The sequence below is a fragment of the Bradyrhizobium sp. BR14999 genome, assembly GCF_056106085.1.
In genome coordinates this window covers 598,504-618,592 of record NZ_CM148536.1, presented here as the reverse complement: position 1 = coordinate 618,592, position 20,089 = coordinate 598,504, and the positions used below count along the sequence as shown (strand labels likewise).

The window sequence follows — 20,089 nt, the reverse complement described above, 5'->3', positions numbered from 1 at the left end:
CCGCGGAACTACGGGGCGTTACTTAACGGGCTCTTAGTGGCCGCCGGCTAGGTTTTCCGACATTTGCAGAATGTATTCGGGGACCAGGATGCGGATCGGGAAGCTTTTCGCGCTGTCGATGCTGACGGTGACGGTTTTTGCAGTCATCCTCGGCGCCGAGGTGCTCATACCCCAGGCGCGCATCTTCACGAACCGCTCCGACGCGATCAAGACCGTCGACGCTTTTGCGGCGACCCTGATGGTCAGCCAGCAGGTCGCCGGCCTTCGCGCCCCCTACATTGGACCGATCTTCCAGGATGCCGCAGCCACACAGGCCCAGATCGATAATGCCGCGAAGGCGGGGAAAGCCGCCGATGCCGCATTCGAGGGCGCAAGGCGAGCCATCATTGTGCTCGATGACGGTGCTGCGATGGTCGAGAACCTCGACCGTGCCACGCGGCGGTTGAAGGAGATCTACACCGCGGCCGATCGCGCGATGGGCCTTCCTCTGGCGGCGCGCGATAGCTCTGCGATCAAGGGCTTCCTGCCCGGAGTCGCCGAGGTCCTCGGCAGTATCGAGCCGATCATGAACCGGCTCGAGGCGAAGGTCATCAATGCCGATTCCTCGCTTGCGGCGCTGTTGAGCCTGGCGCGGACGGCGCAGGATCTGCGCGTTGCCGCCGGCAGCCGCGCGGCCACGCTGTCCCCCGCGCTGTCCGCGCGTCGCCCGCTCACGGCGGCCGAATTCTCGCTGATGGATCGCATGCAGGGGCGTGTGGAAGCCGACCGCGAGCGCATCGAGGCCGGCATCGACCAGCTCGGGAATCCGCCGCGGATCGCCACCGCGCTGAAGGCGGCAACGGAATCTTATTTCGGAAAAGCAGCGGCTGCGGTGGACAAGGAGATGGCTGCTGCGCGCAGCGATGGCAAATATGGAATCGACAGCGATGAGCTGGCAAAGGTCATCGTGCCAGCCATCCAGATGTTCTACGGCGTGCGCGACGCGGCGCTGGCCGAAGCGGCCGAGCGCGCCTCGTCCTCTCGTGATGGTGCGCTGGCGATGCTGGCGCTTGCGGCCGTCGCGGTGCTGGCATTGCTCGGCACGCTCGGTGGTGTGACCGTGATGCTGCGCAGCCGCGTGGTGACGCCGCTCGGCCGGCTCGCCGATGTGATCGGAACGCTCGCCGCCGGGCAGCACGAGGTCGAGATTCCCGCGAGCGGCCGCAACGACGAGATCGGTCAGGTCGCGGGCTCGCTCCGGCACTTCAAGGATTCACTCGTCGCCAAGAAAGCCGCCGACGAGGCCGCCGCGGTCGAAGCCGAGGCGAAGCTTCAGCGCGGCCAGCGCATGGATCAGATCGCGCGCGAGTTCGAGGCCATGATCGGCGACGTGATCAACACCGTGTCGTCGGCATCGTCGGAGCTGGAAGTCTCGGCGGGAACGCTGACGAATACGGCCGATCAATCGGAAAAGGTCACCGCGACCGTCGCTGCCGCCTCCGAGCAGGCCTCGACCAACGTGCAGACCGTTGCCGCGGCGGCGGAGGAAATGGCCTCGTCGGTCGACGAGATCAGCCGGCAGGTCCAGGATTCCGCGCGCATCGCCGGCGAGGCGGTGCAGCAGGCAGGGCGCACCAACGATTATGTCGGCGAGCTCGCCAAGGCGGCGGGGCGGATCGGGGACGTGGTCGAGCTCATCAGCCAGATCGCAGGCCAGACCAATCTTCTGGCCCTCAACGCCACCATCGAGGCGGCGCGGGCCGGCGAGGCCGGCCGCGGCTTCGCCGTGGTCGCCTCCGAGGTCAAGGCACTGGCCGAGCAGACCGCCAAGGCCACCGGCGAGATCAGCCAGCAGATTACGGGCATTCAGACCGCGACGGAGGATTCGGTCGGCGCCATCAAGGCGATCGGCGGCACCATCGGCCGCATGTCCGAGATTGCTTCCGCAATCGCCGCGGCGGTCGAGGAGCAGGGCGCGGCGACGCGGGAGATTTCCCGCAACGTGCAGCAGGCGGCGCGCGGCACTCAACAGGTCTCCGCCAGCATTGTCGACGTGCAGCGCGGTGCGAGCCAAACCGGATCGGCCTCCGCCAACGTGCTCGCGTCCGCGAGATCGCTGTCCGGCGAGAGCAGCCGTCTCAAGCTCGAGGTCGGAAAATTCCTGGACGCGATCCGCGCCGCGTAGGTTCACCTCTCCCGCTTGCGGGAGAGGTCGGCGCGAAGCGCCGGGTGAGGGCTTTCTCCTCTCGGGGATTGTCCCACTGCGGAAGCACCCTCTCCCCGACGCTCTCCCGCAAGCGGGAGAGGGGGCGCACCTCCGTCATTGCAGCGATCAAGCCTCATTTCATCGCGCTTTAGAACTCCCCGTGCAGCCGTCCTGAAAACACCGACACCGGTCCGCGGTCGGCGTTGTAGGCGGGGTTGACGATGAGCTGATAGTCGGCAGTGAGAGTGAGATTCTTGTTCAGCGCATAGGCGTAATACGTTTCGAGGATGCGCTCCTTGCGGTAATTGAGCGCGCCGTCGCCGATGAGAATACCGAGACCGCCCGCCGCCAGGAAGTCCCGATAGTCTTGCGAGATGGCATTGATGGCGCCGCCGATGCCGATCACGTCGTCCGGCCGGCCCCATTTCGTGCCCTTGATCGACAGTCCGGCGGACAGGCTGCGGTTGATGTCGGTAAAGGCGATCGTCTCGCTCTTGCCATCGTTCCAGCTCCAGCGGCCGAACAGCCCGACATCGTCCGTGATCGCCTGCTCGAGGTTGAGCACATAGCCATACTTCAGGCGGCCGCGCCGGGTCTGCGCGATGTCGAGATTGAGCGCGGGATTATCCAGCGTCTCGCGGAGGCTGCCCATGTTGGCGCTGTCGAGCCAGCCCATGGTCCTGAGCTTGCCGGGCTGGCCGAACAGCGAGAAGCGCGTCTCGAGCTCGAGCACGTATTGGCCGCGCTCCCCGACTTTTGTGTCGAAATGATTTGAATTGGGCTCGGCGACCATCAGGAAATAGCCGCCGCGCAGCGCCCAGTGCTTCTGGTTGAGCTCGGCAGTGACGCCATAGGTGAGGCCGACCTTGTCGGCGGAATAGTCGAAGGCGCCCGGCGCCCATAGCGACCAGTTCATGAAGTCCTTGCGGGTGTCCTTGGCGTAAGCATTGCCGTCGAACACGTCGACGACCGCGAACTTGCCGGCCTGCAAGGTGAGCCTGGAAACGTCGACCTTCTGGCCGAGCTGCAACTGGCTGCTCGCAAGCTCCTCCTGCTCGCCGCCGAAGCCAAATGTCTGGCGCACGAACAGGCGCGAGGTGTTGTAATGCGGATAGGGGAAGTTCGACTTCTGCGCTTCGCCGTTCGGGAATCCGGCGGCACCGACCGTGTCGTTCAGTCCAAATCCCTGGAGGAGTTCGGGATTGTAATAGACCTCGCCGCCGTCCCAGAGCCGTGCGTTCAGGAACAGGCTGTTGCTCCACGTCGCTTTGGCCTGCGCCGAGGGTGAGAGCGAGTTCGGCCCAGTGTAGAGCGCGGGGAACGACGGATAGCCCTGCGGCAGATAGGTGCTCTGGCCGTGAATCTCCCAGCGATCGGATTCCGTGTCGATCAGGGAGCTCTTCGGCAAGTTCTTGGGGTCATAGCTCGGCATGCCTGGCCAATTGACCTTGCGGTTGAGGCCGAGCCTGACCTGTTGGAAGTCGAGCGACGAGGAAGTGTATTGGGCTCCCGTGGAGAAGGCGACATTGGCGCCGTCGAAGCGGCTGTAGAGATATTCGAGCCGCGCGCTCCAATGCGGCGCGAAGCCGTATTCGATGCCCGCGCCCGCAATCCAGCCGGGCCGCGTGTTCAGGATTTTCGGGACTTCGGCGCCGGAAGCCGGCGTGTCGAAATAGCGCTCGCCCATCCACGCAAAGCCGCCGGTGGCGTAGAGCAGCCACGGGCCGCTGGTGTAGCCGACGCGACCGCGCAGGCTCGTGGTGTAGTCCCATTGCTGGGTGACGGTGTTGGCGGGGGTGGCCAGGAAGGAGACGATCGAGTTCGAGGTGATGTAGTTGGGAAACGAGAAATCGCCTTCGACGCCGACCAGCCAGCCGGAATTGAGCCGGTAATTGTAGCCGGCCTGCACGCCGCCGATCATGCCGCTGAAGACGCCGCTGTCGCCGATTGCGGTGCCGTCGTTCAGCGCAAAGTGCGACGAACCCCGGCTATAGCCGGCATGCGCGCCGATATAGAGGCCCGTCCAATCATAGACCGCGCTCAGCGCCGGCGCCTTCAGCGGCAGATCGGCCGCGGTACCTTTGGCGGGCAAAGCCAACACGCCGGTGGCAATCGCCGCAGCCGTCCGCAAGTACCTGTAACGGTGACTTCTCAACGTCAAAACGCACGCCCCCAAACGCGAATGCATCCACCCGCCGCGACATCCCTGCCGATTCGCGGCGACCCTGTCATCAGGTCTTAGGTGCTCACGCGGTCGACCGAGATGATCTCGATCCGGCGCGATTTCGTCCCAAGCCCCTCGTCTTGCTACGGACCTTATTGCGATTAATTCGCAATAGCAACTGGCGCGCGTCGCCGCAGAGGATGGTTCGCACCCGTGTGTGACGGGACTGCAACAAAGTCGGAGTCCAAAACAGATGACCCCGCCCGGGGGGACGCCGGGCGGGGTCGGGGGCACGACACGGGGTGGATGAGGCGCCCGTGTCGGACGCAGGATCCACGTGGGAGATCGGCCTCAGATACTCAGATCAGTAGCAGGTACGAACGCGGCCGACGTACTGGCCGAAGGCGTTGTACTGGGCGACCCAGCCGCAGCGGTGATAGCCGTAGTAGTAGGGATCATTGCTGGCGGCGATCGCGGAGCCGACGACGGCGGCGGTGGCGATGCCGGCGCCCACGCCCCAGACCCAGCCGGGCTGCTTGGCTTCGGCCGGGGAAGTGGTGGACACGATGCTGCCGGTCACGGCGAGGGCAGCCAGAGCTGTGGCGGCAATCTTGGTCTTGATCGACATGTGAAACTCCATCCGGGGTTGAGGCGGTCCGTTGTGGCCCGCGTGCCCAGTTGGACGGAGGCTCCTCGTGTCCGGTTCGAAGCCGGGAAAGGCGGTCGCCGAACCCTGTGCTTTCCTGAACAATTCCAGGGAGATGGGAGCTAGCCGAGGGGCCCCTTGGCGAGCCTGTTCACGTCGAAGTTATCGACCTCGCTCAGCAGTTCGCAAAAGGCTGTCGCGCCCTGATCGAGAAGCTGCTCGCCCTTTTCCGCCCCAGCCAAGGTCGCGTTGCCGACGGCGCCGCTGGCGTTGAGATCCTGCGCCTGCCAGGCGAACGGCGCGGGACGCTGCGTCGACAGCCAGCGATACTGCTGCTCGATCGCGATGCTGCTCGCGGGAAAATCCGCGATCGCATTCATGCGCACCTGATCGGGATAGCGCGCCAGCATGATCGAGGTCTCGACCGCGCCGCCGTGAATGCCGTGGCGCACTTCATCGGCTGGGAACAGTTTGTCGGCGCCTGATAGCCGCGACCACGACGTCGTCACCACGAACAGCTTGTGATGCGCGCGAAGATCCTGCGCCACCAGCATCATGGCCGCGCTGTTGCCGCCGTGGCTGGTGATGATGACGAGCTTCTTCACGCCGCGACGAGCGACGTCTTCGCCGATCCCTGTCCATCGCTTCAGCGCGACGTCAATCGGCAGCGTCTGCGTGCCCGGATAGTCGATGTGCTCGGTGGAGATGCCAACTGGTTCAACGGGCAGAAAACTGGCCGGAACGGTTTCGGGCAACAGCTCGCGCACGCGCGCCAGATACGCGTTCGCGATCAGCACGTCGGTTTCGAGCGGCAGATGCGGGCCATGCTGCTCTGTCGCCGCCAGCGGCAGCACCGCAATCCAGCGCGAGACCTCGGCCGGGGCCGCATCGGCCCAGCGGTTCTCGGTCCAGTCGCGCGACGGCATCATTGAGCTTTCCTTGCAGGTTTCTTTGGAGGTTTCTTTGCCTGAATTTGTCACGTAATTTGGGGTATGAGGGGACGCGGGCCCGGCCGGCTCGCGTCCCCGAACTTCATGCGGTTTTATCGCGTTGCGTTCACATCGGCCAGCAACGATCGACGGAGTCCCTTCATGAGCCCTTCTCATCTGCGGCGAGCGTTAACGGCGGGCCTGATGGCCGCTTTGGTCGGAAGCGTGCCAGTGCGGGCCGAGACGCTCGACAAGGTTACCTTCGGCACCAATTGGGTCGCCGAGGCCGAGCATGGCGGCTTCTTCCAGGCGGTCGCCGACGGCACCTACAAGAAATACGGCCTCGACGTCACCATCGTGCCCGGCGGGCCCAATGAAAATAACCGGATGCTGCTGATCGCCGGCAAGATCGATTTCTTCATGGCCGCGAACACGCTGATGTCGTTCGATGCGGTCGCCAACAACGTCCCCGTCGTCACCATCGCCGCGATCTTCCAGAAGGATCCGCAGGTGATGCTGACGCAGCCCGACGCCAAGGTCGCCAAGATCGAGGATCTCAAGCCGCTGACGCTGTTCGTCTCCAAGGAGGGCATGACCAGCTACTTCCAGTGGCTGAAGTCCGAATATGGATTCAGCGAGAAGAACGTCCGTCCCTATAATTTCAATCCGCAGCCTTTCATCGCCAACCCCAAGAGCGCCATGCAGGGCTACGTGACATCGGAGCCCTTCGCGGTCGAGAAGGCGGCCGGCTTCAAGCCCAACGTGCTGCTGCTCGCCGATTACGGCTTCAACACCTATTCGACCCTGATCGAGACCCGCCGCGACGTGGTCGAGAAGAAGCCCGATCTCGTCCAGCGCTTTGTCGATGCCTCCATGATCGGCTGGTACAATTACATCTACCGCGACAATTCCGCCGGCAATGCCATGATCAAGCAGCTCAATCCGGAGATGACCGACGATCTGCTCGCCTATTCCGTCGCCAAGATGAAGGAGCACGGCATCATTGATTCCGGCGACAGCCTGAAGAACGGCATCGGCGCCATGAGCGACGAGCGCTATACCTCCTTCTTCAACAAGATGGTGAAGGCGGGCGTGGTGAAGCCCGATCTCGATTTCCGCAAATCCTATACGCTGCGCTTCGTCAACAAGGGCGTCGGCGTCGAGCTGCGCCCGAACAAGCCGTAACGCATGCTGAGATTTGAGCAAGGTGCGTCGGCGTCGTCCACCTCTCCCGAAGGGAGAGGTCGCATCGCATCGTCAGATGCGATGCGGGTGAGGGGTTACGCTCTCTCCTGGGACCTGAGCCCCCTCACCCGGCGCTGCGCGCCGACCTCTCCCCGTTGGGGAGAGGTGCAGGTTGCAGCTCGATCCCACCGCATCACAGCCTGCGATCGATGGTAGAGCGCTCAACGTCATCCGCCGTCGAGGCCAGCCTGACGGCTCTCGCCGTCAACCTGCGCGGCGTGACGAAGACGTATGACAACGGCGTCATGGCGCTCGGCCCGCTCGACCTCGCGGTGCGCAAGGGCGAGTTCATCTCGCTGCTGGGCCCGTCCGGTTGCGGCAAGTCGACCGCACTGCGGCTGATCGCGGGGCTCAGCACGCCCTCGTCCGGAATCGTGCGGGTGGCGCGCCACGAGGGCGTGCCGCAGCCGGGCCACGGCATCGGTTTCGTGTTCCAGGAGCCGACGCTGATGCCCTGGACCAGCGTGCGCGACAACGTGCGACTACCCTTGAGGCTTGGCCGCGTTCCGAAGGCCGAGGCGTGCGCGCGTGCCGACGCGGCGCTCGCCAGCGTCGGGCTCGCCGATTTTGCCGATGCCTTTCCGCGCGAGCTCTCCGGCGGCATGAAGATGCGGGTGTCGCTGGCGCGCGCGCTCGTCACCGATCCCGATATCCTGCTGATGGACGAGCCGTTCGCGGCGCTCGACGAGATCACGCGCTTCCGCCTCAACAATGATTTGCTCGCGCTGTGGCGCAGCCTCGGCAAGACCATCATCTTCGTCACCCATTCGGTGTTCGAATCTGTCTACCTGTCGCAGCGCGTGGTGGTGATGACGGCGCGGCCCGGCCGCATTCAAGCCGACCTCCGTATCGAGACAATCGAGCCGCGCGCTGAGGAGTTTCGCACCTCAGCGGCCTATTCCGATTATTGCCGAAGAGTGTCGGCCGCGCTGGCTCCATCCTATGCAGGGCAGTCGACGCTATGAACGCGCAAGCTGCCGTCACCGTAAAACCGTCCGGCGCGCAACGTGCGATGCGCTTCGTGCTTCCCGTCATCGTGTTCGCGGCCGGCCTCCTCGCCTGGGAACTGGTGGTTCGCATCAAGGAGATTCCGCCCTACGTGCTGCCGGCGCCCTCCGTCATCTTTCTGACACTGATCAAGGACTGGGCGGTGCTGTCGCAGTCGCTCGCGACCACGCTGCTGACCACGCTCGAAGGGTTTGTCGCCGCGAGCGTCGGCGGCATCGCGCTGGCGCTCTTGTTCAATCAGTCGAAATGGGTCGAATATTCGCTGTTCCCCTATGCCGTCGTCCTCCAGGTGACGCCTGTCATCGCGATTGCGCCGCTGCTTCTGATCTATCTGGAGCAGCAGACCGCAGTGGTGGTCTGCGCCTTCATCGTCGCCTTTTTCCCGGTGCTGTCCAACACCACGCTCGGACTCAACTCGGTCGACCGCAATCTCGCCGGCTTGTTCCAGCTCTATGGCGCCTCGCCGCCACAGGCCCTGCGCTTTCTCAAGCTGCCCGCGGCGCTGCCCTACATTCTCGGCGGCTTGCGCATCGCCGGCGGCCTGTCGCTGATCGGCGCAGTCGTGGCCGAGATCGCGGCCGGAACGGCCGGTGCCGGCTCCGGGCTCGCCTACAGGATCGCCGAGTCAGGCTATCGATTGAACATACCCCGCATGTTCGCGGCGCTGCTTTTGTTGTCGCTGGCCGGGATTGTCATCTATGGGGTGCTGGCGCTAGTTTCGCACCTCGTTTTACGGCGCTGGCATGAGAGCGCGCTTGGAAAGGAAAGCTGATGTCTACCGGTTCGATTTCGTCCGAAAAGATCGACCTTCTGATCTATGGGCCGGTGCGGCCGATCCTCGACAACGGGTTTTCCGACCATTTCGTCGTGCACAAGGCCGAGACGCGCGGTGACCTCGAGAGGCTGACGCCGGCCGTGCGCGACAGGATCCGCGGCGTCGCCGTGACCTATCACACCGTGCGCGCCGACAAGGATTCGCTGTCGCAGCTGCCCAAGATCGAGATGGTGGCGAGCTTCGGCGTCGGTTACGACCACATCGACACCAAATACGCGGCCGAGCACAACATCATCGTCACCAACACGCCCGACGTCTTGACCGAGGAAGTCGCTGACGTCGCGATGGGCCTTCTGATCTCCACCCTGCGCGAGTTCATCAAGGCCGACCGCTATGTCCGCTCCGGACTGTGGCAGACGCAGAATTATCCGCTCAGCGTCGGCTCGCTGCGCGACCGCAAGGTCGGCATCGTCGGCATGGGCCGAATCGGCCAGGCCATCGCGCGCCGGCTCGATGCATCGCTGGTGCCGGTGGTCTACCATTCCCGCAATCCGTCCAAGGACGTCTCCTACAAGCACTATCCTGATTTAATCGAGATGGCGAAGGCTGTGGACACGCTGATGGTGATCGTGCCCGGCGGCGCCAGCACGAACAAGATGATCAATGCCGAGGTGCTGAAGGCGCTCGGCCCGCGCGGCGTGCTCATCAACGTCGCGCGCGGCTCGGTGGTGGACGAGCCGGCGCTGGTGCAGGCGCTGAAATCCGGCACCATTCTCGCCGCCGGCCTTGACGTGTTCGCGGCCGAGCCGAACGTGCCGGACGAGCTCAAGTCCATGCAGAACGTCGTGCTGCTGCCGCATATCGGCTCGGCCTCGGTGGTAACACGCAACGCGATGGACCAGCTCGTGGTCGACAATCTCAAGTCCTGGTTCGCCGGCAAGGCGCCGCTGACGCCGGTTGCGGAAACGCCGTTTAGGGGGCGCTGATGAGAGCTCTTCGGGGCGTTGCATTCGCCGTCGCGGCCTACTTGGCCGCGATCGGCATCGCGCATGCGCAGGATGCGACGACCCTGAAGAAGCAGATGCCCGGGCAGTGGGAGCTGTCGACCACCGAGCGCAGCAAGACCTGCGTCGTCACGCTCAAGGGCGACGCCGCGGGCCAGGGTTTTAAGCTGGAGCTGGAGCCGGCCTGCAAGACCGCGCTGCCTTTCACCAAGGACATCGTCGCCTGGAACGTTCGAGGTCTCGACATCGTCCGCTTGCAGGATGCGACCGGTGAGGCCGTGATCGACTTCACCGAGGTCGAGGCCGGCATCTTCGAGGGCCTGCGCCAGGGCGAAGGCGTCTACATCCTGCAGGATCTCGCCGCCGCGCGCTCGATGGCCAAGTCGATGGACCAGATGATCGGCGACTGGTCGATGGTGCGCGGCAACGGCCAGCCGGTCTGCGGGCTGACGCTGACCAACACCGAGGCGGGCCCGGACAATTTCCAGGTCTTCCTCAAGCCGAGATGCGACGCGGCGATCGCGCAGTTCAACCCGACGCAATGGCGGCTCGAGCGCGGCCAGATCATCCTGATGTCGAAGGCCGGCGAGGCCTGGCAGTTCGAGGCCGACGACAATGCGCAGTGGCGGCGCGTTCCCGACACCGCCGATCCCCTGATCATGCTGCGTCAATAGGCGACGACATCGTTCAGCACTGCCGCGGCGGCCGCGCGATAGCTTCTCACGGGAACCGGACCGGCAGGGAATCGGTTAGCGGAACAGGTGATTCCGTTGGGAGATCCGCATGGCCAAGCATGTCCTCGCGATCGGCATCGAGCCCGGCAATGCGGATTATAGCGCATTCCCGCAGCTCACGCCCGAGCATGTCCGCAGCTACATCGAGGCCCAGCTCCTGCGTTTGCGCGGCCTCGGCTTCGAGGTCACGAGCTGCCTGATCGATCTCGATGCGACCGCCGAGGCCGCCGTGACGGCGGCGCTGCGCGACGAGCGCTTCGACTGCATCGTGATCGGCGCCGGGCTCCGCGAGCCCAAGGAGCGCCTGCTGCTGTTCGAGAGGGTGCTCAACCTCGTCCATCGCCTGGCGCCGGAAGCCGCGATCTGCTTCAACACCACGCCGGCCGACACAGTCGAAGCCGTGCAGCGCTGGGTCGAACCGTAACCCCGCTCTGTAGGCAAGCCCGCAGCCGGCTCGGCGATCCGCCACCACTAACGGCCGCGACACCCCGCCTCCGGCGGCTGGGCGCCGCCACGTCTTTTCTGTGGTCTGATCGGCGTGTTGCATGATACGGTTGCCGCAATCCAACGTAGAGCGTGCATTCTGTTCAGGTCCTTTCGATGTTCAGAGCCATCGTCATCATCGTCCTCGCCTTTGCCCTGTCCGGCTGCGATGCCTTTGGCGCGCTGAAAAACGGAATGCAGTACGCACGGGCCGTAGAGGGCGATCTCGAGCAGTCAACCGGCGTAAGGCCGAAGGTCGGTTTCAACTGGCACAATGGCCGCCTCGCATCGGTGACGGTCATGTTTCCGGGCCTTTATCAAACCAAGCCGTTGGGCGACCTTGCCGGCCTCGTGCACGAGACGGTGACCAGAGAATTCAAGCAGACGCCGGATGCGATCATGCTTTCCTTTGCTCTGGCCAGGGGCCCCTCGGTCTGAGGGCGCTGCAAGCGTGCTGTCGCGACATGCCCGCCCTTTGGCGCAACAGGCCCGAGCGGGGCGTATGTGTATCCGGTCTCGCATGTGCCGGTGGCTGACCGCTGCGATCGTCGGCGGCTCTCTCCTCGCCGCCGGCCCTGCATCTGCGCAACGAATCCCCACCGACGAGCCTGCGTTCACTGCTTTCGTGGCGGCACGGATAAAGGCCGTGGTTCGTAACACACAAGTCGTGATCAAGGGCCCTCTGACGCTTTCGATCGGTCCCTTGCAAGCCAACCTCGATCGCATCTACGCCTTCTGCAAGACCAACACGAGCGGCTGCGCCAAGGAGATCGAGACCTATGTCGGCGGGGTCGTCGCAACGACCGGCAACGTAACGGACGCTCCGACAAAAGCAGCTCTCCGAATTGTGGTGCGCTCGACCGACTATATGCGGCAGGCGCTTCGCGAGCTCGAGTCTGCCGGTACCATCCCGACGCGTCCGCTCGCGGAGGGGCTGGTGATCGTCCCGGTGCTCGACTCGCCGCGCACGGTCAGGATCTTCAATGACAAGGATCGTGCTGCGCTCGGCTTGACGTCGGACCAGGTCTTCGACATCGCCATCGCCAATGTCCGCAGCAGCTTGAAGCCGCTCATGTCCGCTGCAAAGCCGGCCGTGCCGGGACAGTTCGGCACGTTGAAGGGCGATTACTACGCGACAAGCCGGCTTGCGCTGATCGACAGCTGGGCGCCGCTCGCGCAAGCCCAGGGTGGCGTTCTGATCTTGGCGGTTCCGACGCCCGATCTCGTGCTCTATTCGGGCGAGGACAGCAGCGCCGCGCTCGACGCGCTGCGTACGCTCGCCGAGAACGTCGTGGCCCGTGCGCCGAAGCCGCTTTCGGGAGCGCTGCTCCGCTGGACGCCGAAAGGATGGCAGTCCGTTCGATGACATTGCCGGTCATAATGGAGGTGCACTCCCTCTCCCGCTTGCGGGAGAGGGTTGGGGAGAGGGTGCTTCCGCAATGGGACAATCCCCAAGCGGAGACAGGCTAAAGCCATTCCGCTCTAGATCAACCGCATCCCGCGCAGGCTGGCGTGGCCGCTTCTGCCGACGATGATGTGGTCGTGCACGGAAATCCCCAGCGGCTTTGCGATGTCGATGATCGCCTTGGTCATCTGGATGTCGGCCTGCGAGGGCGAGGGATCGCCGGATGGGTGGTTGTGCACCAGGATCAGCGCGGTCGCGGAGAGCTCGAGCGCGCGCTTGATCACTTCGCGGGGATAGACCGGGGTATGGTCGACGGTGCCGGTCTGCTGCACCTCGTCGGCGATGAGCTGGTTGCGCTTGTCGAGGAAGAGCAGGCGGAATTGCTCCTTCTCGGCGAAGGCCATGCTGGTGCGGCAATAATCGATCACCTCGTTCCAGGACGACAGCGCGTTGCGGCTGTTGACCTCGCCCTTGGCGACGCGGTGCGCCGCCGCTGCGATCAGCTTGAGCTGGTGGATCGCGGCCTCGCCGACGCCGTCCACCTCGCGCAGGCGCGCCACCGGGGCATGCACGACCTCGGCGAACGAACCAAAGGTCTTGATCAGCGTCTTCGCCAGCGGTTTTGTGTCCCGCCGCGGCAGCGCGGCAAACAGCGCCATCTCCAGCAGCTCGTAGTCGCTGAGCGCATCCGCGCCCGCGCTGTAGAAGCGCTCGCGCAGCCGCTCGCGGTGGCCGTGATAATGCGGCGTGTCCTCAGGCTTGCTCTTGTCGTGGTCTGGCTTGGCGGGCATCGGCCGCCAGCATTGCCGGGGCCCAGCGTTTTTGCAACCGTCAATTGCGGCACGGCGCGCTGGTTGGTCCCTTGGCGTTTGGCGCGGGCCAGGGCACGGTGACCGCCACCACACCGACGAGAATGAGCGCCATTCCGGCAAGACTGGACCAGGTAAAGCGCTCGCCGAGCCATGCGGTGCCGAGCGCCACCGCGAAGCCCGCGCGCAGATAGCTGCCGCTGGTCGTGCCGAGTGGGCCGAGCGTGTGGATCAGCCGGAAATAGATCACCATCGCAAAGGCCGTGCAGATCACCGCAAGCGCGGTCACCGCCGCGATCGCCTCCGCCGATGGCGGCACCAACGTCCATGGCTGCTCGAGGACAGCGGCGGCCGGGACCATCAGAAGCGCGGCGCAGCTCATCGCTCCGGCCGCGGTGACGATCGCAGGCAGGGCCAAGAAGCGCTGGCCCCAGATCGGCGCGAGCGCGTAGCAAAGGCTCGCGCCGAGCACGGCGATCTGGGCCAGCGGAGCGGCCGTGCCGATCCCCGGCAGCGCATCGATGCCCATCGTTACGGCAACACCCGCGAGGCCGAGAGCGACGCCGATGAGCTTGCGGCCGCTGATGGTCTGTCGCCCGCGCCCCGTCATCATCGCGATTGCAAGCACGAACATCGGCGGCGTCGCGTTGAGCACGCCGGCAAGACCGCTCGAAATATGCATCTCGCCCCAACCGATCAGAGTGAACGGCAGCGCGCTTTGCAGCAGCCCCTGCACGAGGAAGGCCGCCCACGCCGATCCCCAGCGGGGAAGGTCATGTCCCTGCGCGAGCGCGATCAGGACCAGAAGAATAGCCGCGATCGTCACCCGCGCGGCAACCATCGTGAAGGGCGGAATGGTCGGGATCGCAACCTTGATCAGCGTGAACGAGCTGCCCCAGATCAGGGACAGAAGCAGCAGGAGGCCGATCTCGAATGCGACGGCCGTTCGTCCTGACATCTTTGTTGCGCCTGTGTGCTCATGCGGTTCGCTCCTGAGGGCGATCGACACCATGAGCCGAAGCGGCCGGGCAGGCTGGCTGAATTCGGACCTCATCGCCCGATCGAGTCCGATTCCAGCTATCCGTCAGGCCGCATCGAAATTATTGTCAGGCCATGGCGACAGGCTCGGCACACCAGCAGGCGCTGCCACCGCATCTCGATTGGGAGACGTGCAATCGGGCGCGCCTCGCGCGTGCCCGCGCTTTCGATGGTTTGTTCTTCTCCGGCGTTCGTTCGACGCGCATCTATTGCCGGCCGGTCTGTCCCGTTCGCCCTGCTCACTCCGAGAACGTCACCTTCTATGCGACGGCGGCCGCCGCCGAGCGGGCCGGCTTCCGCCCCTGCCTGCGGTGCCGGCCGGAGGCCGCGCCGGGATCTCCAGCCTGGATGGGAACGGCCACCACGGTCGCCCGCGGGATGCGTCTGATCAACGAGGGATTCCTGGATCGCGGATCGGCGGCGGAGCTTGCCGAAGCCTTGGGGGTCGGGCCGCGCCATCTGCTCCGCCTGTTCATGCGCCATGCCGGCGCGAGCCCGAGCGAGATCGCGGCAACCCGGCGCGTGCAGGAAGCCAAGCGCCTGATCGACCAGACCACCATGAATTTTGCGGAGATTGCCTTCGCGGCGGGCTTTGGCAGCGTCCGCCGATTCAACGACGCATTCGCGGCGACCTACAAACGGCCGCCGTCGTCGTTCCGCCGACGGCGATAGAACCGAGCCCACTATCCTCGTGGCGCTCTGGAGAAGGTAGCTCAGCGCTTCCTTTTGTCTCCTCATTCGTCTCAGCATCGCAGTGCCCCACCGAGTGGCATCCGAGTGCTTCCTGTCGCACCACTCTGGCAGCACATGAGCGCGCCTCGAATCCAGGGTGTCTTAATAATGGTTGTGTAAACATGAAATAACACGTAAAAATAAGGCGCGGCTCGGGGGAGATCATGTCAGAGCTTTATTGCCTCGTCGCTTTTTTCAGCATGTGTTTCGCGTTGATTGGATGCGTCTATCTCGGACGTACCGCGGTGTTCGTATTTACCGTGGGATGCATCTTGGTCTCGAACGTCACGGTGACCAAGCAAGTTGAATTTTTGGGCCTCACGACATCGCTCGGCGTTTTTATTTTCTCAGTGACCTACTTGGCCAACGACATTTTAACGGAGTATTGGGGTCGACGTGAGGCGCTGAAATTGGTGGCAGCGAATTTGGCCGCGCAGGTCGCGTTCATGGCCTACACGACCGTCTCGATCTGGACACCCGCAGCCAGGACTGACGATGCGTCTTCTGCAATCGTAACGCTCTTCACCGTAACACCCAGGATAACCGCTGCCGCAATCATCGCAGCAATTGGTGGTTTGGTTTGTGTTTCGATTTTTTCCTACCTCAAGGCAAAATATAGGAAAGGCTGGCTTGCGCTTGCAGTGCGAAATGGCGTGAGCACCATTTTAGGTAATTGGGTGAACACCGTCGTCTTTTTCCTGATCGCGTTTTATGGGGTCATGCCGGACGCTGTGCTGTTCCAAATCGTGCTGTCAGCGATCATCGCTAAATTCACTGTCGGGATATTGGATACGCCGTTCATGTTCCTCGCTCGGTGGGCGAAGGGGCTGAACCCGGCAAACAAGACTTTCGAATCCGATTGGATGTCCCGATAGAAGACGAAAGCGCCGAACGCTGTTCGTCTGAGGTATTGAAATCGATGGTGCATTCTTGGAGGACAGTAATGCCGAAAGATTTTTTTGCAGTCTTTTCGGGTGGGGGCATCAAGGGAGCTGCGCTTCTCGGTGCCGTCGAGGAGGCGAAATCGCACGGACTCAATTTCGTCGGCTGGGGCGGGACGTCGGCTGGGTCCATTGTGGCAGCGCTCCTCGCTTGTGGTTACTCGACGACTGAGCTCAGGGAGCATCTTTACGACGCGCCCTATTCGCGGTTCTTCCAGATCAGTGCATGGAGAACGTTCTTCTTTCGCTACTATCGCGGAATGGCCGACCCGTCGGCCCTGCTGAATTGGCTCCGCGATCTGATTGGCCGGAAGTTTCCCGATTTGGACAGGGTAAGATTCAAGGACTTGAAGGGCGGTCCACTGAAGATTGTGGCCGCCAATATCACTACTCAGGAAATCTTTGTTTACAGCAAGCGCACTACGCCGACTATCGAAATAGCGGAGGCGGTGCTGGCTTCCTGCTCCTTCCCGATGATGTTTCCTCCGGTTTCGCATGGCGGAGGAGAGGAAGTAGTCGATGGGGGAGTTCTAAGCAATTTTCCGATGTGGCTATTCGATGATGAACATGATGAGCAGAACGAATTCATCCCCGTTCTTGGATTCGCCCTTATCTCAAAGCCGACAAGCAGTAAGAACAGCTCGGTGCTGGCTCATGTCTTCTCCGTATTCGACTCAATTCTCGTCGCGCAGGATCGTGTTCAGGAAAAGTATATGGATATCGCCCGGCTTTCTAATGTCGTTCGAATTAATGTAGGGGACACGCCTACCTTCAGCCGCGACAGCAGTCGAGACCAACAAGATCACCTTATCCTGGCAGGAAAAGAAGCAACCACCAGATTCTTTGCCACAGCAACGGTGAAATTCGGCGAAGCTGAGGAAGTGCCGTTTGTGGAAAGGTCGATCGATTCCGTCAAAAGAATGGTCGAACAAGGTCAGCCTGAAGAGGCGATTTCTACGATCGCTCGGGGCCATATCGTTCGCGGTGGCGTAGCCCGCGACACGGGCCTTCTGGAGGACCGGGTCTTGGTCAAGTACTATATCGACCTCATGGCTGCCGCTACTGATCACGACGAGCTGGAGGTCCTTTCTCGTATACTTGCAGAGAAAATGCGGCTTCTCGGCGATTTCGATAGAATTGTCGGAATCAAGAAGGGAAATATCCTTTTGTCACACGCTGTCGCAAGGATTCTCGGGAAACCTATCTCCCTTTTTAAGACCGACATGAGTTACAAGATGGGGCCGCCGTTCGATGGCTCCCTCGTGAAGAATGAGAGTGTCATTGTTGTCGATGACATAGCGTCTGATGCGAGCATTTTGTTGAATGCTCTGAGACATCTTCATTTCCGTCATGCCACCGTGCGCGGGGTAGTTAGTCTTCCGTGAAGAACCTCCCAAGCCATTGAGCGGGAGTCGATTTCTGGAGCGGAGAGAGGTTTGAGATTGCAAGCTTTGGGGCTTTGAGGACCCAAAAGCTTGCAATTTCATTTTCGGGATTCCGTCGAATCGCGCGTCGTGATTCCGTGGTGGCATCGGGAGGGAACGATGAAGCCGAAGGAACGACGCGACAGCGGACAGTCCGATCTTCTGCGCTCCCGGCTGGACGCGATCATCGATATGGGTCACCCGCTGGTGAAGCTTTCGCGGACGATCGACTGGTCGTTCCTCGAGCAGCGGCTCGGGGCGGTCTATGAGGACAAGCCAGGTCGGCCGCCGCTGTCGACGCGGCTCATGGCCGGATTGGCCATTCTCAAGCACACCTACGACCTCTCCGACGAGGTGTTGTGCGAGCGCTGGGTGGAGAATCCTTATTACCAGTTCTTCTGCGGCGAAGAGTTCTTCCAGCACCGCCTGGTGTTCGATCGCTCCTCATTGACGCGCTGGCGCCAGCGCATGGGCGAGGAGAAGCTGCAAGCCCTGCTGCAGGAGAGCCTTGCGGTCGCCACCAAGACCGAGGCGATCAAGCCGTCCGATCTCAACCGCGCCATCGTCGACACCACGGTGCAGCCCAAGAACGTGATGTTCCCGACCGATGCCAGGCTCCTGAACCGCGCCCGTGAGATCCTGGTGCGGCTCGCCAAGGCCGCCGGCATCACGCTGCGTCAGTCCTACGGGCGGGTCGGCAAGTTCGCGCTGATCAAGCACCAGCGCTATGCCCATGCCAAGCAGTTCAAGCGCGCCAACCGGGCCTTGAAGACGCTCCGAACCTATCTGGGTCGCGTCATCCGTGACATCGGCCGCAAGCTCGGTGGCAACGCTGACCTGCTCGGTGGGATCGGGTTGGAGCGCATGCTGGCGCGGGCGCGACGGGTGCTTGAACAGAAGCAGCACCAGCGTGGACCGAAGGTCTACTCGCTGCACGCTCCGGAGGTGGAGTGCATCGGCAAGGGCAAGGCCCACCGGCCCTACGAGTTCGGGGTCAAGGTTTCCGTTGCCACCACGCTATCGCACGCCAGGGGTGGCCAGTTCGTCACCCATGTGAAGGCGCTGCCCGGCAATCCCTATGACGGCCATACACTCGAAACCGTCATCCCGGACATGGAGGCACTGATCGGCAACATCATCGAGCGCCTTGTTCTCGACAAAGGTTATCGCGGCCACAATGCGCCACCCGACTACAAGTTCAGGGTGTTCATCTCAGGGCAGAAGCGGTGGGTGACACCGAAGATCAAGCGCGAGCTGCGCCGGCGTTCCGCCGTCGAGCCGGTCATCGGCCATCTCAAATCCGAGCACCGAATGGGCCGCAATTATCTCTGGTATCGCGAGGGCGACGCCGCCAATGCCATCCTCGCCGCCGTCGGCTACAACTTCCGCCGTCTGATCCGGTGGCTCGCTCTCTTGCTGTCCCAAATCCTCGTCCCGATCACGCTTCGACTTCAGCTCGTCACCGGCTGAAATCGGCGTTCTTCACGGACGACTAGTTACCCTAATCAATCGCGTCGAAGGAGATGCGCGCGACCGGATCATGAAGGAGAGGGGTGTACCTCTCTTCTCAGTTTGTTCAGTCGACGATGAGTCAATCAGGCGGCTCATCGTCGAGAACTTGCCATTTAGCTCATTTGGCAACGGCGCTGTGCGCCTCGCCGCAAAATCGATGAATCGCTAAGGTTTGCGGCTACTCGACGCTCTCGAAGGCGAAAAGTTCACCCGATCTGCTTCTCGCCGTGCCGCTCCGACAGCGTGAAGATCTCCACGCCCGTCGCCGTCACGCCGACCGAATGCTCGAACTGCGCCGATAGCGAGCGGTCGCGGGTCACTGCGGTCCAGCCGTCGGAGAGGATTTTGACGTGCGGCTTGCCGAGATTGATCATCGGCTCGATGGTGAAGAACATGCCGGGCTTGAGCTGCACGCCCTCGCCGGGACGGCCGATATGGATGATGTTCGGCTCGTCGTGGAACATGCGCCCGAGGCCGTGGCCGCAGAAATCGCGCACCACGCTCATGCCCTGCGGCTCGACGAAACTCTGGATGGCGTAGCCGATGTCGCCGGTGGTGGCGCCGGGCTTCACCGCGGCGATGCCGCGCATCATCGCTTCATAGGTGACTTCGATCAGCCGCTCGGCCTTCCGCGCGATCGGGCCGACCGCATACATCCGGCTGGAATCGCCGTACCAGCCGTCGACGATGAAGGTGACGTCGATGTTGACGATGTCGCCTTCCTTCAGCGGGCGGTCGCCGGGCATGCCGTGGCAGACCACGTGGTTGAGCGAGGTGCAGGTCGAGTAACGGTAGCCGCGATACATCAGCGTCGCCGGATAGGCGTTGTTGCTGAAGGCGAAGTCGCGGACGAATTCGTCGATGCGCGAAGTCGGCACGCCGGGCCCGACGATGTCGGTGAGCTCGTCGAGGCACTTGGCCACCAATGCGCCCGCCTTGCGCATGCCGGCAAAGGCGCTCGGCCCATGCAGCTTGATCTGTCCGGTCTTGCGCAGGGAGGTATCAGTGGCTTCGACGTAGCTCATGCGGGAACTGTCTTCCGGGCTCGGGGCCTG

Annotated in this window: 19 protein-coding genes; 13 read left to right on the top strand and 6 right to left on the bottom strand. The window is 63.1% G+C overall.

Annotated features, from left to right (window positions below; all coding sequences use genetic code 11):
- Positions 1-88 precede the first annotated feature (88 nt).
- The gene (locus ACR9YP_RS02870; RefSeq protein ID WP_474218980.1) at positions 89-2,164 is read left to right on the top strand and encodes a methyl-accepting chemotaxis protein; all 2,076 of its coding nucleotides are present in this window, start codon (positions 89-91) and stop codon (positions 2,162-2,164) included.
- Between the two features lie 169 nt (positions 2,165-2,333).
- Here the strand turns inward: ACR9YP_RS02870 and ACR9YP_RS02865 are convergent, their stop codons facing one another.
- From ACR9YP_RS02865 to ACR9YP_RS02855, 3 genes are all read right to left on the bottom strand, one after another.
- On the bottom strand, positions 2,334-4,373 hold the full coding sequence (locus ACR9YP_RS02865; RefSeq protein WP_438104153.1) for a carbohydrate porin: 2,040 nt from the start codon (positions 4,371-4,373) through the stop codon (positions 2,334-2,336).
- Positions 4,374-4,713: 340 nt separating this feature from the next.
- Positions 4,714-4,977, bottom strand: a complete 264-nt coding sequence (locus ACR9YP_RS02860; RefSeq protein ID WP_438104155.1) for a hypothetical protein — start codon at positions 4,975-4,977, stop codon at positions 4,714-4,716.
- Positions 4,978-5,117: 140 nt separating this feature from the next.
- A complete protein-coding gene (locus ACR9YP_RS02855) occupies positions 5,118-5,924 on the bottom strand; it encodes a creatininase family protein (protein ID WP_474218978.1) in 807 nt (268 codons plus the stop codon).
- Between the two features lie 162 nt (positions 5,925-6,086).
- Between ACR9YP_RS02855 and ACR9YP_RS02850 the strand changes: the two genes are divergently transcribed.
- The 8 genes from ACR9YP_RS02850 (at position 6,087) to ACR9YP_RS02815 (ending at position 12,539) form a co-directional block, all read left to right on the top strand.
- Positions 6,087-7,109 (top strand): ABC transporter substrate-binding protein, encoded by a 1,023-nt coding sequence (locus tag ACR9YP_RS02850; RefSeq protein ID WP_438104156.1) that lies wholly within the window; start codon positions 6,087-6,089, stop codon positions 7,107-7,109.
- A gap of 209 nt (positions 7,110-7,318) precedes the next feature.
- Positions 7,319-8,134 (top strand): ABC transporter ATP-binding protein, encoded by an 816-nt coding sequence (locus ACR9YP_RS02845; protein ID WP_438104158.1) that lies wholly within the window; start codon positions 7,319-7,321, stop codon positions 8,132-8,134.
- Complete coding sequence (locus ACR9YP_RS02840) at positions 8,131-8,949, top strand: ABC transporter permease (protein ID WP_438104160.1); 819 nt, start codon at positions 8,131-8,133, stop codon at positions 8,947-8,949. The genes ACR9YP_RS02845 and ACR9YP_RS02840 overlap by 4 nt, the downstream gene beginning before the upstream one ends.
- Positions 8,949-9,938: a 2-hydroxyacid dehydrogenase gene (locus ACR9YP_RS02835; RefSeq protein WP_438104161.1), complete on the top strand. Its 990-nt coding sequence runs from the start codon at positions 8,949-8,951 to the stop codon at positions 9,936-9,938. The genes ACR9YP_RS02840 and ACR9YP_RS02835 overlap by 1 nt, the downstream gene beginning before the upstream one ends.
- Positions 9,938-10,630, top strand: a complete 693-nt coding sequence (locus tag ACR9YP_RS02830) for an AprI/Inh family metalloprotease inhibitor (RefSeq protein WP_438104163.1) — start codon at positions 9,938-9,940, stop codon at positions 10,628-10,630. Before ACR9YP_RS02835 ends, ACR9YP_RS02830 begins: the two co-directional genes overlap by 1 nt.
- 109 nt (positions 10,631-10,739) lie before the next feature.
- The gene (locus tag ACR9YP_RS02825; RefSeq protein WP_438104165.1) at positions 10,740-11,114 is read left to right on the top strand and encodes a hypothetical protein; all 375 of its coding nucleotides are present in this window, start codon (positions 10,740-10,742) and stop codon (positions 11,112-11,114) included.
- 176 nt (positions 11,115-11,290) lie between these two features.
- Entirely contained in the window at positions 11,291-11,611 is a 321-nt protein-coding gene (locus ACR9YP_RS02820; RefSeq protein ID WP_091896844.1) for a hypothetical protein, read from the top strand.
- Positions 11,612-11,819: 208 nt separating this feature from the next.
- A complete protein-coding gene (locus ACR9YP_RS02815; RefSeq protein WP_438104167.1) occupies positions 11,820-12,539 on the top strand; it encodes a DUF1444 domain-containing protein in 720 nt (239 codons plus the stop codon).
- Positions 12,540-12,655: 116 nt separating this feature from the next.
- On the opposite strand, the gene radC is transcribed toward ACR9YP_RS02815, so the two are convergent.
- Positions 12,656-13,369, bottom strand: a complete 714-nt coding sequence (radC, locus tag ACR9YP_RS02810; RefSeq protein ID WP_438104168.1) for a RadC family protein — start codon at positions 13,367-13,369, stop codon at positions 12,656-12,658.
- Between the two features lie 40 nt (positions 13,370-13,409).
- On the bottom strand, positions 13,410-14,345 hold the full coding sequence (locus ACR9YP_RS02805) for a DMT family transporter (protein ID WP_438104170.1): 936 nt from the start codon (positions 14,343-14,345) through the stop codon (positions 13,410-13,412).
- Between the two features lie 155 nt (positions 14,346-14,500).
- Between ACR9YP_RS02805 and ACR9YP_RS02800 the strand changes: the two genes are divergently transcribed.
- From ACR9YP_RS02800 to ACR9YP_RS02785, 4 genes are all read left to right on the top strand, one after another.
- A complete protein-coding gene (locus ACR9YP_RS02800) occupies positions 14,501-15,097 on the top strand; it encodes a bifunctional transcriptional activator/DNA repair enzyme AdaA (RefSeq protein WP_438104172.1) in 597 nt (198 codons plus the stop codon).
- A 224-nt stretch (positions 15,098-15,321) separates the two neighbouring features.
- Entirely contained in the window at positions 15,322-16,032 is a 711-nt protein-coding gene (locus tag ACR9YP_RS02795) for a queuosine precursor transporter (RefSeq protein ID WP_438104174.1), read from the top strand.
- 68 nt (positions 16,033-16,100) lie between these two features.
- Positions 16,101-17,483, top strand: a complete 1,383-nt coding sequence (locus tag ACR9YP_RS02790) for a patatin-like phospholipase family protein (protein WP_474218975.1) — start codon at positions 16,101-16,103, stop codon at positions 17,481-17,483.
- Positions 17,484-17,642: 159 nt separating this feature from the next.
- Positions 17,643-18,992 (top strand): IS5 family transposase, encoded by a 1,350-nt coding sequence (locus ACR9YP_RS02785; protein WP_474218974.1) that lies wholly within the window; start codon positions 17,643-17,645, stop codon positions 18,990-18,992.
- 248 nt (positions 18,993-19,240) lie between these two features.
- Here ACR9YP_RS02785 and map read toward each other — a convergent pair whose 3' ends face one another.
- Positions 19,241-20,059 carry a type I methionyl aminopeptidase gene (gene map / locus ACR9YP_RS02780; protein ID WP_128940269.1) on the bottom strand — a complete coding sequence of 273 codons (819 nt, stop codon included), beginning with the start codon at positions 20,057-20,059 and terminating at the stop codon, positions 19,241-19,243.
- Positions 20,060-20,089 lie beyond the last annotated feature (30 nt).

Excerpts from the sequence above, each read along its gene's own strand:
- ACR9YP_RS02870 (WP_474218980.1), top strand. The coding sequence starts at position 89 with ATGCGGATCGGGAAGCTTTTCGCGCTGTCGATGCTGACGGTGACGGTT.
- ACR9YP_RS02865 (WP_438104153.1), bottom strand. The coding sequence starts at position 4,373 with ATGCATTCGCGTTTGGGGGCGTGCGTTTTGACGTTGAGAAGTCACCGT.
- ACR9YP_RS02860 (WP_438104155.1), bottom strand. The coding sequence starts at position 4,977 with ATGTCGATCAAGACCAAGATTGCCGCCACAGCTCTGGCTGCCCTCGCC.
- ACR9YP_RS02855 (WP_474218978.1), bottom strand. The coding sequence starts at position 5,924 with ATGATGCCGTCGCGCGACTGGACCGAGAACCGCTGGGCCGATGCGGCC.
- ACR9YP_RS02850 (WP_438104156.1), top strand. The coding sequence starts at position 6,087 with ATGAGCCCTTCTCATCTGCGGCGAGCGTTAACGGCGGGCCTGATGGCC.
- ACR9YP_RS02845 (WP_438104158.1), top strand. The coding sequence starts at position 7,319 with ATGGTAGAGCGCTCAACGTCATCCGCCGTCGAGGCCAGCCTGACGGCT.
- ACR9YP_RS02840 (WP_438104160.1), top strand. The coding sequence starts at position 8,131 with ATGAACGCGCAAGCTGCCGTCACCGTAAAACCGTCCGGCGCGCAACGT.
- ACR9YP_RS02835 (WP_438104161.1), top strand. The coding sequence starts at position 8,949 with ATGTCTACCGGTTCGATTTCGTCCGAAAAGATCGACCTTCTGATCTAT.
- ACR9YP_RS02830 (WP_438104163.1), top strand. The coding sequence starts at position 9,938 with ATGAGAGCTCTTCGGGGCGTTGCATTCGCCGTCGCGGCCTACTTGGCC.
- ACR9YP_RS02825 (WP_438104165.1), top strand. The coding sequence starts at position 10,740 with ATGGCCAAGCATGTCCTCGCGATCGGCATCGAGCCCGGCAATGCGGAT.
- ACR9YP_RS02820 (WP_091896844.1), top strand. The coding sequence starts at position 11,291 with ATGTTCAGAGCCATCGTCATCATCGTCCTCGCCTTTGCCCTGTCCGGC.
- radC (WP_438104168.1), bottom strand. The coding sequence starts at position 13,369 with ATGCCCGCCAAGCCAGACCACGACAAGAGCAAGCCTGAGGACACGCCG.
- ACR9YP_RS02805 (WP_438104170.1), bottom strand. The coding sequence starts at position 14,345 with ATGTCAGGACGAACGGCCGTCGCATTCGAGATCGGCCTCCTGCTGCTT.
- ACR9YP_RS02800 (WP_438104172.1), top strand. The coding sequence starts at position 14,501 with ATGGCGACAGGCTCGGCACACCAGCAGGCGCTGCCACCGCATCTCGAT.
- ACR9YP_RS02795 (WP_438104174.1), top strand. The coding sequence starts at position 15,322 with ATGTCAGAGCTTTATTGCCTCGTCGCTTTTTTCAGCATGTGTTTCGCG.
- ACR9YP_RS02790 (WP_474218975.1), top strand. The coding sequence starts at position 16,101 with ATGCCGAAAGATTTTTTTGCAGTCTTTTCGGGTGGGGGCATCAAGGGA.
- ACR9YP_RS02785 (WP_474218974.1), top strand. The coding sequence starts at position 17,643 with ATGAAGCCGAAGGAACGACGCGACAGCGGACAGTCCGATCTTCTGCGC.
- map (WP_128940269.1), bottom strand. The coding sequence starts at position 20,059 with ATGAGCTACGTCGAAGCCACTGATACCTCCCTGCGCAAGACCGGACAG.